Origin of the sequence: Pseudomonas kurunegalensis (assembly GCF_030291635.1) — a bacterium.
GTDB classification, from domain to species: Bacteria; Pseudomonadota; Gammaproteobacteria; order Pseudomonadales; family Pseudomonadaceae; genus Aquipseudomonas; species Aquipseudomonas monteilii.
Genome location: NZ_CP127871.1, coordinates 514739 through 529988, shown reverse-complemented (window position 1 = coordinate 529988; position 15250 = coordinate 514739). Strand labels below are relative to the sequence as shown.

General features: G+C 61.8%; 11 protein-coding genes. 8 read left to right on the top strand and 3 right to left on the bottom strand.

The window, feature by feature from the left end; translation table 11 throughout:
• The first annotated feature begins 138 nt into the window (after nucleotides 1–138).
• Genes QQ992_RS02260 through QQ992_RS02250 form a run of 3 tightly spaced genes read left to right on the top strand, consistent with a single transcriptional unit; the run spans nucleotide 139 to nucleotide 4128 of the window.
• Nucleotides 139–1413 carry a YeaH/YhbH family protein gene (locus QQ992_RS02260; RefSeq protein ID WP_025754030.1) on the top strand — a complete coding sequence of 425 codons (1275 nt, stop codon included), beginning with the start codon at nucleotides 139–141 and terminating at the stop codon, nucleotides 1411–1413.
• Nucleotides 1410–2978 carry a SpoVR family protein gene (locus tag QQ992_RS02255; RefSeq protein ID WP_274081999.1) on the top strand — a complete coding sequence of 523 codons (1569 nt, stop codon included), beginning with the start codon at nucleotides 1410–1412 and terminating at the stop codon, nucleotides 2976–2978. The genes QQ992_RS02260 and QQ992_RS02255 overlap by 4 nt, the downstream gene beginning before the upstream one ends.
• A gap of 55 nt (nucleotides 2979–3033) precedes the next feature.
• Nucleotides 3034–4128, top strand: a complete 1095-nt coding sequence (locus QQ992_RS02250; protein WP_286112123.1) for a tRNA nucleotidyltransferase/poly(A) polymerase-related protein — start codon at nucleotides 3034–3036, stop codon at nucleotides 4126–4128.
• A 93-nt stretch (nucleotides 4129–4221) separates the two neighbouring features.
• Here QQ992_RS02250 and folK read toward each other — a convergent pair whose 3' ends face one another.
• Together folK and folB are read right to left on the bottom strand one after the other, a co-directional pair.
• Complete coding sequence (gene folK / locus QQ992_RS02245; protein ID WP_286112122.1) at nucleotides 4222–4731, bottom strand: 2-amino-4-hydroxy-6-hydroxymethyldihydropteridine diphosphokinase; 510 nt, start codon at nucleotides 4729–4731, stop codon at nucleotides 4222–4224.
• Nucleotides 4722–5078: a dihydroneopterin aldolase gene (gene folB, locus QQ992_RS02240; RefSeq protein WP_286112121.1), complete on the bottom strand. Its 357-nt coding sequence runs from the start codon at nucleotides 5076–5078 to the stop codon at nucleotides 4722–4724. The genes folK and folB overlap by 10 nt, the downstream gene beginning before the upstream one ends.
• Nucleotides 5079–5152: 74 nt before the next feature.
• Here folB and plsY point away from each other — a divergent pair, with 74 nt between their 5' ends.
• Nucleotides 5153–5722 carry a glycerol-3-phosphate 1-O-acyltransferase PlsY gene (gene plsY, locus QQ992_RS02235; RefSeq protein WP_016715760.1) on the top strand — a complete coding sequence of 190 codons (570 nt, stop codon included), beginning with the start codon at nucleotides 5153–5155 and terminating at the stop codon, nucleotides 5720–5722.
• A 3-nt stretch (nucleotides 5723–5725) separates the two neighbouring features.
• On the opposite strand, the gene tsaD is transcribed toward plsY, so the two are convergent.
• A complete protein-coding gene (gene tsaD, locus QQ992_RS02230) occupies nucleotides 5726–6751 on the bottom strand; it encodes a tRNA (adenosine(37)-N6)-threonylcarbamoyltransferase complex transferase subunit TsaD (protein ID WP_016715759.1) in 1026 nt (341 codons plus the stop codon).
• Nucleotides 6752–6955: 204 nt separating this feature from the next.
• On the opposite strand from tsaD, the gene rpsU reads away from it, so the two are divergent.
• From rpsU to QQ992_RS02210, 4 genes are all read left to right on the top strand, one after another.
• Nucleotides 6956–7171 (top strand): 30S ribosomal protein S21, encoded by a 216-nt coding sequence (gene rpsU / locus QQ992_RS02225; RefSeq protein WP_003255575.1) that lies wholly within the window; start codon nucleotides 6956–6958, stop codon nucleotides 7169–7171.
• 301 nt (nucleotides 7172–7472) lie between these two features.
• Nucleotides 7473–9455 (top strand): DNA primase, encoded by a 1983-nt coding sequence (gene dnaG, locus QQ992_RS02220; RefSeq protein ID WP_286112120.1) that lies wholly within the window; start codon nucleotides 7473–7475, stop codon nucleotides 9453–9455.
• Between the two features lie 67 nt (nucleotides 9456–9522).
• On the top strand, nucleotides 9523–11373 hold the full coding sequence (gene rpoD / locus QQ992_RS02215) for an RNA polymerase sigma factor RpoD (RefSeq protein ID WP_286112119.1): 1851 nt from the start codon (nucleotides 9523–9525) through the stop codon (nucleotides 11371–11373).
• Between the two features lie 126 nt (nucleotides 11374–11499).
• Nucleotides 11500–15243 carry a bifunctional diguanylate cyclase/phosphodiesterase gene (locus QQ992_RS02210; protein WP_286112118.1) on the top strand — a complete coding sequence of 1248 codons (3744 nt, stop codon included), beginning with the start codon at nucleotides 11500–11502 and terminating at the stop codon, nucleotides 15241–15243.
• The last annotated feature ends 7 nt before the right edge of the window (nucleotides 15244–15250 follow it).

Genomic DNA, 15250 nt, shown 5'->3' with positions numbered 1-15250 from the left:
TACAAGCAACTAGCCGCAAGCTGCAAGCTGCCTGGCGTTGGCGTTCCTGCCCGCGCCACAGCCTGCAGCAGCGGTGGCTGCTCTTTCTTGCAGCTTGAAGCTTGTGGCTTGCAGCTGGATCCAGTCACCGGAGGGACCATGAGCTACGTTATCGACCGACGCCTGAACGGCAAGAACAAGAGCACGGTCAACCGCCAGCGCTTTTTGCGGCGGTACCGCGAACACATCAAGAAGGCCGTCGAAGAGGCGGTGAGCCGCCGTTCCATCATGGACATGGAACATGGCGAGCAGATCAGTATTCCCGGTCGCGACATCGACGAACCGGTGCTGCACCATGGTCGCGGGGGCAAACAGACCATCGTGCATCCTGGCAACAAGGAATTCACTGCAGGTGAACACATCCCAAGGCCGCAAGGCGGTGGGGGTGGCGGCGGTGGCCGTGGCAAGGCCGGTAATTCCGGCGAAGGCATGGACGAATTCGTCTTCCAGATCACTCAGGAAGAGTTTCTCGAATTCATGTTCGAAGACCTCGAACTGCCCAACCTGGTCAAGCGCCACCTGACAGGCGCCGACACCTTCAAGACCGTGCGCGCCGGTATCGCCAATGAAGGTAACCCATCGCGCATCAATATCGTGCGTACCCTGCGCTCGGCCCATGCCAGGCGTATCGCCCTGACCGGAAGCAGCCGTGCACTGCTGCGCGAAGCACAGAAGGAACTCGCCCGCCTGCGGGTCGAAGAACCGGACAACTTCACCGATATCCAGGAAGTCGAACAGGAAATCGAACGCTTGAAGGCGCGCATCAACCGCCTGCCCTTCCTCGACACCTTCGACCTCAAGTACAACCTGCTGGTCAAACAGCCCAACCCCAGCTCGAAGGCGGTGATGTTCTGCCTGATGGACGTGTCCGGCTCGATGACCCAGGCCACCAAGGACATCGCCAAGCGCTTCTTCATCCTGTTGTACCTGTTCCTCAAGCGTAACTACGACCGCATCGAAGTGGTGTTCATCCGCCACCACACCAGCGCCCGGGAAGTCGACGAGGAAGAGTTCTTCTACTCGCGGGAAACGGGCGGCACCATCGTTTCCAGTGCACTCAAGCTGATGCAGGAGATCATGGCCGAACGCTACCCGGCCAGCGACTGGAACATCTATGCCGCGCAGGCCTCCGACGGCGATAACTGGAACGACGACTCGCCCATCTGCCGCGAGATACTCTCCAAGCAGATCATGCCGCATGTGCAGTACTACACTTACGTCGAGATCACCCCCCGTGAGCACCAGGCGCTGTGGTACGAATACGAACGCATCGGTGAAGCCTACCCCGACACGTTCGCTCAGCAGCAGCTGGTATCGGCCGGCGACATCTACCCGGTCTTCCGTGAACTCTTCCAGCGCAGGTTAGCCACATGACCGCCAGAGCACAGAGACGCCAACCCATTTCCACCGGGTCCGAGTGGACGTTCGAGCTGATCCAGACCTACGATCGGGAAATCAGCCGCCTGGCCGAGCGTTACGCCCTGGACACCTACCCCAACCAGATCGAGGTGATCACGGCCGAGCAGATGATGGACGCCTACGCCTCGGTCGGCATGCCGCTGGGCTATCACCATTGGTCCTACGGCAAGCAGTTCCTCAGCACGGAAAAGTCGTACAGCCGTGGCCAGATGGGCCTGGCCTACGAGATCGTGATCAACTCCGACCCGTGTATCGCCTACCTGATGGAAGAAAACACCATGTGCATGCAGGCACTGGTGATCGCCCATGCGTGCTACGGCCATAACAGTTTCTTCAAAGGCAATTACCTGTTCCGCACCTGGACTGACGCCAGTTCGATCATCGACTACCTGGTGTTCGCCAAGCAGTACATCGCCCAGTGCGAAGAGCGTCATGGCATTGATGCAGTTGAAGACCTGATCGACTCCTGCCATGCCCTGATGAACTACGGCGTAGACCGCTACAAGCGGCCCTACCCCATTTCCGCCGAGGAAGAGCGGCGTCGGCAACAGGAGCGCGAAGAGCACCTTCAGCGCCAGATCAACGACCTTTGGCGGACCATCCCGAAAAGTGCCGACAAAGGTAACGAACGCGATGACGGGCGCTTCCCCGCCGAACCTCAGGAAAACATCCTGTATTTCATCGAGAAAAACGCACCACTGCTCGAGCCGTGGCAGCGTGAAGTGGTGCGCATCGTGCGCAAGATTGCCCAGTACTTCTACCCGCAGCGCCAGACCCAGGTGATGAACGAAGGCTGGGCGACGTTCTGGCACTACACCCTGATGAACGACCTGTACGACGAGGGGTTGATTACCGAAGGCTTCATGATGGAGTTCTTGCAGTCGCACACCAGCGTGGTGTTCCAGCCAGGCTTCGACAGCCCGTATTACAGCGGCATCAACCCGTACGCACTGGGCTTTGCGATGTACACCGACATCCGCCGCATGTGCGAAAACCCGACCGAGGAAGATCGCCGCTGGTTCCCCGACATTGCCGGCAGTGACTGGCTTTCTACCATCAAGTTCGCCATGAGCAGCTTCAAGGACGAGAGCTTCATCCTGCAGTACCTGTCGCCTAAAGTGATGCGCGACCTCAAGCTGTTCAGCATCCTCGATGACGACCAGCGCGACGACCTGCTGGTGCCTGCCATTCATGACGAAGCCGGCTACCGGGTGATTCGTGAACAACTGGCAGCACAGTACAACCTGGGCAACCGTGAACCGAACGTGCAGATCTGGAGCGTCGACCGCCGTGGCGACCGCTCGTTGACCCTGCGCCACCAGCAGCACAACCGCAAACCGCTGGGCGACTCGACCGATGAAGTGCTCAAGCACCTGCACCGCCTGTGGGGCTTCGATATCCACCTGGAAACCGTGCAAGGTGAGCAGGTGATGAAGACCCACCACATGCCGCCGCGTGGCGAGCACGGCGAAAGCGCGGACTACGGTCGCATGGACCTGGCGGTCATCCACCACCTCTAGTGCAACGCCATGACGGCCGACAGGTTATCCTGTCGGCAGTTATGGAGAGCTGCACATGCACATCTACAAAGTCGGCGGCGCTGTGCGCGACCGCCTGCTCGGCCGCCCGGTCAGCGATATCGACTGGCTGGTGGTGGGCGCCACAGTCGAAGAAATGCTCGCCAACGGCTATCGGCCGGTCGGCGCCGATTTCCCGGTGTTCCTGCACCCGAAAACCGGCGAGGAATACGCGCTGGCGCGCACCGAGCGCAAGAGCGGGCGCGGCTATGGCGGTTTCACCTTTCACGCCAGCCCTGACGTGACCCTGGAAGAAGACCTGATCCGCCGCGACCTCACCATCAATGCGATGGCCGAGGATGAGGCGGGCACGGTATACGACCCCTACCATGGCAAGGCCGATCTCGATCAGCGCCTGTTACGCCACGTTTCCCCGGCATTCGCAGAAGATCCTTTACGCGTGCTGCGCGTTGCGCGGTTTGCTGCCCGCTATGCACCACTGGGTTTCCGGGTTGCCGAAGAGACCCTGGAGCTGATGCGCCAGATCAGTGCTTCGGGGGAGCTGCAAGCACTGACAGCCGAGCGTAGCTGGAAGGAAATCGAGCGGGCATTGATGGAAGCGCAGCCGCAGGTGTTCTTCCAGGTGCTGCGTGCTTGCGATGCACTGCAGGAGCTGCTGCCTGAGCTTGTAGACGATTCCCAGGCCCTGGCGGCGCTGGAGCAAGCAGCTTTGCACAAGCAGCCCCTGCACGTGCGCTGGGCCTGCCTGCTGCATGGGCTGGAACCGGCATCGATCAAAGCCGTAAACCAGCGCCTCAAGGCACCAAGGGAATGCCAGGAACTTGCGCTGCTGACAGGGGAATGCCTGGCGCAGGGCAATCAGGCGCTGGCGCTGCCTGCCACGGCACTACTGGAGCTGCTGCAGAAGTTTGATGTTTACCGGCGGCCGCAGCGGTTCGAGGATTTTATTGCTGCGTGCGAGATGGTGGCGCTGGGTGATGGCGGAGAGGGTTATCCACAGGCGCACTATCTGCGTGGTGCGGCAGCGGCGGCGCGGGCGGTGGATGTGAAGCCGCTGGTGCAAGCCGGGCTGACGGGCCAGGCACTGGGCGAAGCGCTCAAGAGCGAACGGTTGAAGGCCCTTCAGGCTTAATACGCTCAGCTGATCTACGCGACTCCTGTAGGAGCGGCCTTGTGCAGCCCTTTCGCGACACAAGGCCGCTCCTACAATGACCGCGCCAGACAATCAGCCAAGCGTTAGCTGCAACCCACGCCATTCAAAGGCGACCGGTGCCAACACCTGATCGATCTGCGCCTCCTGCCACAACTGCGCCATGGTCTTGCCCGCCCCCGGATGCACCAGCTCAGGCGCCAGCAACGACAACGGCCACAGCACAAACGCATTCTTCAGGATCTCGGCCCTGGGCAGTACCAGACCATCGAACGTACCGTGCAAATCGTCATACATCAGTACGTCGATGTCCAGCGGCAACCCTTTGCGATCCGGCGCATAGCGGCCATTGTCGGCCTCGATGAACTTCAGCCGGCGGTCCAGTTCGATCAAGGGCAACGCGGTTTGCCCGGTCACCACAAAGTTGATGAACGGCCCGCTCTTGATCCCCACCGCCTGGCTTTCGAACGCCGGCGAGCAGCGCATGTCGGTCAGAATACCGGCCAGCGCATCGAGCCCGGCGCACAAGTGCGCCTCGCGGTCGATGTTGCTGCCCAGGCCCAGGTAAACCGTGCTCAGAGACATCCGCGCTCGATCTCCACGCCTACACCACCACGGGCCGCCGACACCGCCCCCGGCTTGGTCAGTTTCAACCGCACCCACGGGATCTGGAACTCGTCCATCAAAGTGGCCACCAGGCGCTCGGCAAAGGTTTCCACCAACTCGAAACGTGCCTGCTCGGCAAACGCCTGGACGCGCGCCGACACGCTGGCATAGTCCAGCGCCAGGCTCAGGTCGTCACCCGCCGCCGCCGGGCGGTTGTCCCAGGCGAAGCTCAGGTCCAGGCGCAAGCACTGGCGAATATCCCGCTCCCAGTCATAGGCACCGATGACGGTATCGACTTCCAGGCCTTCGATGAACACTCTGTCCAAGCACTTCTCTCCACAGCACGACAAGGGCGACTGGCGCCGTTAGAATCAGGGCGTCCTCGCCCGGAATAGTTAGCATGTTTTGGTTACTGGCGTTGCTCGCCTACCTGCTCGGCTCGCTGTCCTTCGCCATTGTCCTCAGCCGCCTTTCGGGCAGCCCGGACCCGCGTTCCAGCGGCTCAGGCAATGCCGGCGCCACCAACATGCTACGCCTGGCAGGCCGTAAACTGGCGATCCTGACCCTGCTTGGCGACCTGTGCAAGGGCCTTTTGCCGGTATTGCTTGCCCGCTTTGCCGGGCTGGACCTGCACGCGCAAGCCTGGGTAGGCGTATGTGCGGTGCTGGGCCACCTGTTCCCGCTGTATTTCTGCTTCCGCGGCGGCAAAGGCGTGGCCACCGCCGCCGGCATGCTCATGGGCCTGTACTTCCCGGCCGCGCTGCTGGCCATCGGCGCCTGGCTACTGACGTTCTACCTTACCCGTACCAGCTCGCTGGCGGCGCTGATTGCCACGCCACTGACCTTGCCATTGCTGGCCTGGCGCGAGCCGGAAGCCCTGCTACCGATCACCGTGCTGACGGTGATGATCGTGTGGCGCCACCGCAGCAACCTGCGCGACCTGTTTGCCGGGCGCGAACGGCACTTCTGAAACCTACAGCGGCGGCAACTGTTCCATCGGCCAGCGTGCCTGCACGCTGATGGCGAGGTCCTGCTGCTGCCCGGCCAACAGGCGCTGGCAGCCGGCGTAAGCGATCATCGCGCCATTGTCGGTACAGAACTGTGGCCGCGCGTAGTACACGTTGCCCTTGATGCTGCCGAGCATGTCCTCGAGGGACGCCCGCAACGCCTTGTTGGCACTCACGCCACCGGCGATGACCAGGCGCTTGAGGCCAGCCTGCTTGAGCGCCCGCTTGCACTTGATGGTCAAAGTCTCCACCACCGCCTGCTGGAATGCCAGGGACACGTCGCAACGGGTTTGCTCACCGTCGTCGCCAGCATCCTTGCATTGCTGCCAGGTGTTGAGGGCGAAGGTTTTCAAGCCGCTGAAGCTGAACTCCAGGCCCGGACGATCGGTCATCGGCCGTGGGAACACGAAACGCCCAGGCACACCCTTTTCAGCAAGGCGCGCGATTTCCGGGCCACCGGGGTAGTTGAGGCCGATCAGCTTGGCGGTCTTGTCGAACGCTTCACCGGCAGCGTCATCCAGGCTCTCGCCCAGCAGTTCGTACTGGCCGATGCCATCGACCCGAACCAACTGGGTATGCCCGCCGGAAACCAACAAAGCGACGAACGGAAACTCCGGTGGGTTTTCTTCCAGCATGGGCGCCAGCAAATGGCCTTCCATGTGGTGTACGCCAATTGCCGGAATGTCCCAGGCAAAGGCCAGTGCCTGGGCGCAGGAAGCGCCCACCAGCAATGCACCGACCAGGCCAGGGCCTGCGGTGTAGGCGATGGCGTCGATCTCGGTGGCGACGCAGCCGGCCTCGTCCAGCACCTGGCGGATGAGCGGCAGCATGCGCTTGACGTGGTCACGCGAGGCAAGCTCGGGCACCACACCGCCGAACACGCGGTGCAGGTCGATCTGGCTGAACAGTGCGTCGGCCAACAAACCGCGTTCACTGTCGTATAATGCGACACCAGTTTCGTCGCAGGATGTTTCCAATCCCAGTACTAGCATGGGTTCGTCCCTTGTGGGGGCTGAATTCGAAGCCGCGCATGATAGTCCCCGTGTCGGATGCCGACCAGCGGTTTTCGATCAGAGGCTTTGCATTCCGGCTTGCTAAGGGTTAACATCCGCAACCCTTGAAAACCGACGTTCTCCAGCACACCTTTGTTTTGCCAGGAGCACGTCTACCCCGGTAATGAATTAAGGTAGCCCTGGATGCCAGCCGTCAAAGTTAAAGAGAACGAACCCTTCGACGTAGCTCTGCGTCGTTTCAAGCGCTCCTGCGAAAAAGCCGGTGTACTGGCTGAAGTTCGTAGCCGCGAGTTTTACGAGAAGCCGACCGCAGAGCGTAAGCGCAAAGCAGCTGCCGCTGTTAAGCGTCACGCCAAGAAAGTTCAGCGCGAACAGCGCCGCGCCGTTCGTCTGTACTAATACAGGCGTTCAACGCAAAGCTTCTGCCCTGCCCGGCTAACCGCCGGGCGATGGCAGTGGTCGCTTCAAACTTGAGCAGCTAGCTCAAGGCCCTGCACAAGCGTCATGCGAACTGCACATGGGCAACCTGCCTGAAACGTCAGAGCTGGTCCTCCTTGTTGTATGACCAGACGTGCACGTCCGACTGACGGGCCCTCAAGGGCCGGCGACGAGCACACTCCCTCGCACTTCCCCAAGCAACACTCGCCCCATTCGGCGCGTGAGCGATTAGACTTGCCAGTTGCCAGATGACGAGACTGCCATGGCCGGGCTGATTCCCCAGAGCTTCATTGACGACCTGATCAACCGCCTCGACATCGTCGACGTGGTGAGTTCGCGCGTCCAGCTGAAAAAAACCGGCAAGAACTACTCCGCCTGCTGCCCGTTCCACAAGGAGAAAACCCCCTCCTTCACGGTCAGCCCCGACAAGCAGTTCTACTACTGCTTCGGCTGCGGCGCCGGCGGCAACGCCCTGGGCTTCGTCATGGACCACGACAACCTGGACTTCCCCCAGGCCGTCGAGGAACTGGCCCGCGCCGCCGGCATGGAAGTGCCCCGCGAACAGGGCCGCCGCGACCATAAGCCGCGCCAGCCCACCGACTCGCCACTGTACCCGCTGCTGGACGCCGCCTCGGAGTTCTACCGCCAGGCCCTGCGCAGCCACCCGACCCGCAAGGCGGCGGTGGATTACCTCAAAGGCCGCGGCCTGTCCGGGGAAATTGCCCGCGACTTCGGCCTGGGCTTTGCCCCGCCAGGCTGGGACAACCTGCTCAAGCACCTGGGTGCCGACACCCTGCAGCAGAAAGTGATGATCGACGCCGGCCTGCTGATCGAGAACGCCGAAAGCGGCAAGCGTTACGACCGCTTCCGCGACCGTGTGATGTTCCCGATCCGCGACAGCCGTGGGCGCATCATCGCCTTCGGCGGCCGGGTGCTCGGCGACGACAAACCCAAGTACCTGAACTCCCCGGAAACCCCGGTGTTCCACAAGGGCCAGGAACTGTACGGGCTGTACGAGGCGCGCAAGCACAACCGCAACCTCGACGAAATCATCGTCGTCGAGGGCTACATGGACGTCATCGCCCTGGCCCAGCAAGGCTTGCGCAATGCCGTGGCCACCTTGGGCACCGCCACCAGCGAAGAGCACCTCAAGCGGCTGTTCCGCGTGGTGCCCAGCGTGCTGTTCTGCTTCGACGGCGACCAGGCCGGGCGCAAGGCCGCCTGGCGTGCGCTGGAGTCGACCCTGTCGAACTTGCAGGACGGCCGCCGCGCGCGCTTCCTGTTCCTGCCCGAAGGCGAAGACCCGGATAGCCTGGTGCGCGCCGAAGGCACCGATGCTTTCATGGCCCGTATCAACCAGCACGCCCAGCCACTGGCCGACTACTTCTTCGAGCAGCTGAGTGTCGAAGCCGACCCTCGCTCACTGGAAGGCAAGGCCCACATGGCGACCCTGGCCGCACCGTTGATCGAAAAGATCCCTGGCGCCAACCTGCGCCAGTTGATGCGCAACCGCCTGAAGGAAATCACCGGCCTCGATCCGCAGCAGGTCGAGCAACTGGCGCAACAAGCACCCGCGCCCAACAGCGTGCCGGACTACGACCCTGGCTACGACTACGACGCCATGGCCAGCTACACCCCCGACTTCGGCGACATGCCGCAGCACGACTACGCCCCTGTTCATCAGGAACAGGAGTGGAAGCCGAACAAGGGCGGCGGCAAGAAGCAATGGAGCGACAAGCCCTGGGACAAGAACCGCAAAGGCGGCAAACCCTGGCAGCAACGCGACGAAGCGCCACCACGCGTACCGGCCCCGGTCGAGCCACCCACCCTGGCGGCCTTGCGCACCCTGCTGCACCACCCGCTGCTGGCTGGCAAGGTGGAAGACGCCAGCCATTTTGCCGACGAAGAACACCTGTACAGTCAGCTGCTGGTGGCACTGATTGAAGCCGCGCAGAAAAATCCTGGGCTAAGCTCAATGCAGTTGATCGCACGTTGGCACGGCACCGAACAGGGCCGCCTGCTGCGGGCGCTGGCAGAAAAGGAATGGCTGATCGTGGCCGACAACCTTGAACAACAGTTTTTCGACACTATAACTAGCTTGTCCGCCCGCCAACGCGAGCGCAGCCTGGAACAACTGCTCAGGAAATCACGTCAAAGCGAATTGACCAGCGAGGAAAAAACCCAGCTCCTCGCCCTGCTGAGCCGGAATGTTCCCGCACAAACGCCGACCTCATCTGGCGCGTGAGGCCCATGCTCGGGTATAATCCTCGGCTTGTTTTTTGCCCGCCAAGACCTTCAGTGGATAGGGTGTTATGTCCGGAAAAGCGCAACAGCAGTCTCGTATCAAAGAGTTGATCACCCGCGGTCGTGAGCAGGGCTACCTGACTTACGCGGAGGTCAACGACCACCTGCCTGAGGATATTTCAGATCCGGAACAGGTGGAAGACATCATCCGCATGATCAACGACATGGGGATCAACGTATTCGAGAGTGCTCCGGATGCGGATGCCCTTCTGTTGGCGGAAGCCGACACCGACGAAGCCGCGGCCGAAGAAGCCGCTGCTGCGTTGGCGGCAGTTGAAACCGATATCGGCCGCACGACCGACCCGGTGCGCATGTACATGCGCGAAATGGGTACCGTCGAGCTGCTGACCCGCGAAGGCGAAATCGAAATCGCCAAGCGTATCGAGGAAGGCATCCGTGAAGTCATGGGCGCCATCGCCCACTTCCCGGGCACTGTCGACTACATTCTCGGCGAATATGACCGCGTCACCACCGAGGGTGGCCGTCTGTCGGACGTTCTCAGCGGTTACATCGACCCTGACGACAACATCGCTGCGCCGACCGAAGAAGTGCCGATTCCTGGCACCAAGGCCGCTGCTGCGAAAGAAGAGTCCGACGACGACGACGAAGAGTCCGAAGGCGGTGACGACGAGGAAGAGGCCGAAAGCGGCCCGGACCCGGTCGTCGCAGCCCAGCGCTTCGGTGCGGTATCCGAGCAGCTTCAGGCGACCACCAAGGTCCTGAAGAAAAACGGTCGTACCCACAAGGAAAGCGTCGAGGCCCTGCAGGCCCTGGCCGACCTGTTCATGCCGATCAAGCTGGTACCGAAGCAGTTTGAGGTACTGGTCGAGCGTGTACGTGATGCCCTGAACCGCCTGCGCCAGCAAGAACGCGCCATCATGCAGCTGTGCGTGCGTGACGCCCGCATGCCGCGTGCCGACTTCCTGCGCATGTTCCCAAGCAACGAAACCGACCAGACCTGGAGCGGTGACCTGGCCAAGCGCAACACCAAGTGGGCTGCCGCCCTGGGTGAAAAGGACGCCGCCATCGTTGCCTGCCAGCAGAAGCTGATCGACCTTGAGACCGAAACCGGCCTGACCGTTGCCGAGATCAAGGAAATCAACCGTCGCATGTCGATCGGTGAAGCCAAGGCCCGCCGCGCCAAGAAAGAAATGGTCGAGGCGAACCTGCGTCTGGTGATCTCCATCGCCAAGAAGTACACCAACCGTGGCCTGCAGTTCCTCGACCTGATCCAGGAAGGCAACATCGGCTTGATGAAAGCGGTGGACAAGTTCGAATACCGTCGCGGTTACAAGTTCTCGACCTACGCCACCTGGTGGATTCGTCAGGCGATCACCCGCTCGATCGCCGACCAGGCACGCACCATCCGTATTCCGGTGCACATGATCGAAACGATCAACAAGCTCAACCGTATTTCCCGCCAGATGCTGCAGGAAATGGGCCGTGAACCGACCCCGGAAGAGCTGGGCGAGCGCATGGAAATGCCTGAGGACAAGATCCGCAAGGTATTGAAGATCGCCAAAGAGCCGATCTCCATGGAAACCCCGATCGGTGACGACGAAGATTCGCACCTGGGCGACTTCATCGAGGACTCGACCATGCAGTCCCCGATCGACGTAGCCACGGTCGAAAGCCTCAAGGAAGCCACCCGCGACGTGCTCTCGGGCCTGACCGCACGCGAAGCCAAGGTGCTGCGCATGCGTTTCGGTATCGACATGAACACCGACCACACCCTCGAAGAGGTGGGCAAGCAGTTTGACGTAACGCGTGAGCGGATCCGTCAGATCGAAGCGAAGGCGTTGCGCAAACTGCGCCACCCGACTCGCAGCGAGCACCTGCGCTCCTTCCTCGACGAGTGATGACAAACCCCGGCCCAGGCCGGGGTTTTTCTTTAGTGGCCCGTAACATAAAGCCCGGTTTCCACTGCACATCTGCCGCAATGCCCGTCTACACTCGACTTCAGACCACCTGAATGCGAGGCTGCCATGTCCTTGAAGCCGGCCATTCTGTTGCTGCTCCTGATGCTGTGGAACACAACGGCCGGCGCCCTGACCCTGACAGACGAGGAAAAAGCCTGGCTGGCTGCCCACCCGCAGCTAAGCCTGGGTGTCGACGCCTCTTGGCCACCGTTCGAGTTTCGCGACCAGGAGGGCCGGTACCAGGGATTGGCCGCCGATTACATCGCCATGATCCAGCAACGCCTGGGTGTGACGCTAAAACCGGTCGAACCCAGTAGCTGGACCGAAGTATTGGCGCAGGCGCGCGAAAGCCGCATCGACCTGCTGCCCGGCATCATGTCTACCCCTGAACGCCAGGGCTACCTGGCGTTCACCCGCCCATACCTCGACTTTCCCATTGTCATCCTTGCCCACAAAGGCGGCGCACAGCCGCGCAAACTGGAGGACTTGTACGGCCTGAAAATCGCTGTGGTCGAAAACTACGCCCCCCACGAGTTGCTGCGCACCCACCACCCGGACCTCAACCTGGTCGCACTGCCCAATGTAAGCTCCACGCTGCAGGCCTTGGCCACCGATCAGGTAGATGCCGTCGTCGGCGACCTCGCTTCCAGCATCTGGAGCCTGCGCCAGCTCAAGCTCGACGGCCTCTACGTCAGCGGCGAAACGCCCTACCGCTACCAACTGGCGATGGCCGTCCCCCGCAGCAACCACGTACTGGTCGGTATTCTCGACAAAGTGATGGCCGACATGAGCAGCAGCGAAGTCAGCCAGATACAGCAGCGCTGGGTAGGCAATGTGATCGACCAGCGGATGTTCTGGTCCGACCTGCTGGTGTATGGCCTGCCAACGGTGCTGTTGCTGATGGCCGTACTGGCCGTGGTGATCCGCATCAACCGCCGCCTCAGTTCGGAAATTTCACGGCGCATTGCCTTGGAACAGGAGCTGCGCAGCAGCGAATACCACTACCGAGGGTTGATAGAAAGCCTGTCGGCCATCGCCTGGGAAGCCGATGCCAACGACTTCACCTACAGCTACGTTTCGCCGCATGCCGAAGATCTGCTCGGCTATCCCTTGAGTGACTGGCTCAAGCCTGGTTTCTGGCGCAGCATTCTGCACCCGGAAGACGCCCTCTGGGCCCAGGCCTACTGCGACAGCGAAACTGCAGCCGGGCGCGACCACAGCCTGGATTACCGGGTAATCCGAGCCGACGGCCAGCCCCTCTGGGTACGCAACATTGTCAGCATGATCGAGCACGGCCACCAACCGGTGATGCGCGGGCTGATGATCGACATCAGCGAAACCAAGCGCACCGAGGACGCCCTGCGCCTGTCCGAGCAGAAGTTCGCCTCGGTGTTCCAGCAGTGCCCCGATATTTTGCTGATCGCCCGTCACAGTGACGGTTGTCTGTTGGAGGTGAACGAAGCGTTCGAAGAACAGATCGGCCTGACCCCAGGCCAGGTGATTGGCCGTACCGCCACCGACCTCAACCTGTGGGGTGTCGAAGGCAGCGGCCCGCGGGTGCTCGAACGCCTGCACCAGGGCGGTATCCGTAACCTTGAAATGAGCTTCCGCCGCAGCAACGGCCAACTGTTCACCGGCCTGACCTCGGCCGAAACCTTCGAGCTCGACGGCACCCCGGCGCTGGTAGTGGCAGTACGCGATATCAGCCAGCTCAAGGAAACCCAGGAACAGCTGCAAACCTCGGAAGAGAAGTTCGCCAAAGCCTTCCACGCCTCGCCCGACGGCCTGTTACTGTCGCGCCAGAGCGACGGGTTGCTGCTGGAGGTGAACGAGGGCTTTTGCCGCCTTACCGGCTATGACCTCAACCCGACCATCGACCAGACCTCGCTGGACCTGGGTATCTGGGTCGACCTCAACGAGCGCAAGCGCCTGGTCGACCAGCTCAACCGCGACGGCTTCGTGCGCGACTTCACCTGCCACATCCGCCGCAGTGACGGGCAGATCCGCCTCTGCGAGCTGTCCGCCAGGCCGCTGCCGATTGCCGGCGTCGACTGCATGCTGACCATTGCCCGTGACATCACCGAACGCCACCTGATGCAGGAAAAGCTGCAGCTGGCCGCCACCGTGTTCGAAAACACCGCCGAAGGCGTGCTGATCACCGACATCGACCAACGCATCAGTGCCGTCAACCGCGCCTTCAGCGAAATCACCGGCTATAGCGAAATCGAAGCCCTTGGCCAAACCCCGCGCCTGCTCGCTTCCGGCCAGCACGACAGCGCCTTTTACGCCGCCATGTGGCACCAGCTTACCGATGAAGGCCACTGGCAAGGCGAGATCTACAACAAACGCAAGAACGGCGAGCTGTACCCTGGCTGGCTGACCATCAGTGCGGTGCGCAACAACGAACGCGAGATCACCCATTTCGTGGCCGTGTTTGCCGATATTTCCAGCCTCAAGCACGCCCAGGCCAAGCTCGACTACCAGGCCCACCACGACCCGCTGACCGGCCTGCCCAACCGCGCCCTGTTCGAGAACCGCCTGCAGGCCGTGCTTACCTGCGCGCAAGTGTCCAACCGCCAGGGCGCGGTGCTGTTCCTCGACCTCGACCGCTTCAAGCACATCAACGACAGCCTCGGCCACCCGGTCGGCGACCTGCTGCTCAAAGGCATCGCCCAGCGCCTGAAGGAGCAGGTGCGTGACGTCGACACCGTGGCCCGCCTGGGCGGTGACGAGTTCATCATCCTGCTACCTGGCCTGCACAAGCCCAGTGACGCCAGCACCATCGCCAACAAGCTGCTGGCCTGCTTCGTCGCGCCGTTCCAGGCCGGTGAGCACGAGTTCTTTACCAGTGCCAGTATCGGCATCAGCCTGTACCCACAGGACGGCACTGATGTCGCGACATTGATCCGCAACGCCGACGCGGCCATGTACCGCTCCAAGGCCAAAGGCCGCAACCGCGTCGAAGCCTACACCCGCGACCTCACCGCTCAGGCCAGCGAGCGCATCGCCCTTGAGCACGAGCTGCGCCGCGCCGTCGAACGCAACGAAATGAGCCTGTGCTTCCAGCCCAAGCTCAGCCTCAAGACCCAAAGCCTGGTAGGCGCCGAGGCGCTGATCCGCTGGAGCCACCCCACCTTTGGTGAAGTACCGCCGGAGCACTTCATCCACCTGGCGGAAGAGAACGGCACCATTCTCCAGCTCGGCGACTGGGTGCTGGAGCAAGCCTGCCGGCAGATGCAGGCCTGGAAGCAACACTACGAACCGTTCGGCCCGCTGTCGATCAACCTCGCCGGCGCCCAGCTACGCCACCCACACCTGGCCCGACGCATCGAGCAACTGCTCAAGCAACACCAGCTCAAGGCCGGCGACTTGCAGTTGGAAATCACCGAAAACTTCATCATGAGCCAGGCAGAAGAAGCCTTGGCCGTGCTGTACCAGCTGAAAAAACTGGGCGTGCAGTTGGCCATCGACGACTTCGGCACCGGCTACTCATCGCTGAGCTATCTCAAGCGCCTGCCGCTGGACATTCTCAAGATCGACAAGTCGTTCATCCGTGGCCTGCCCGACGACCCACACGACGCTGCCATCGCCCGTGCGATCATCGCCCTGGGCCGCAGCATGCAACTGACGATCATTGCCGAGGGTGTTGAAAACCAGGCCCAGCAACGTTTTCTGGCAGCCGAAGGGTGCGAGCAGATCCAGGGCTACATCGTCAGTCTGCCACTGCCGCCCGAGGAATTTGCGGCCGCGTTTCTTCGCATAGCACTATCGGATCTTTCAGATGGCACAGGTGCGAAACCCTCGTTATAATCCGGCC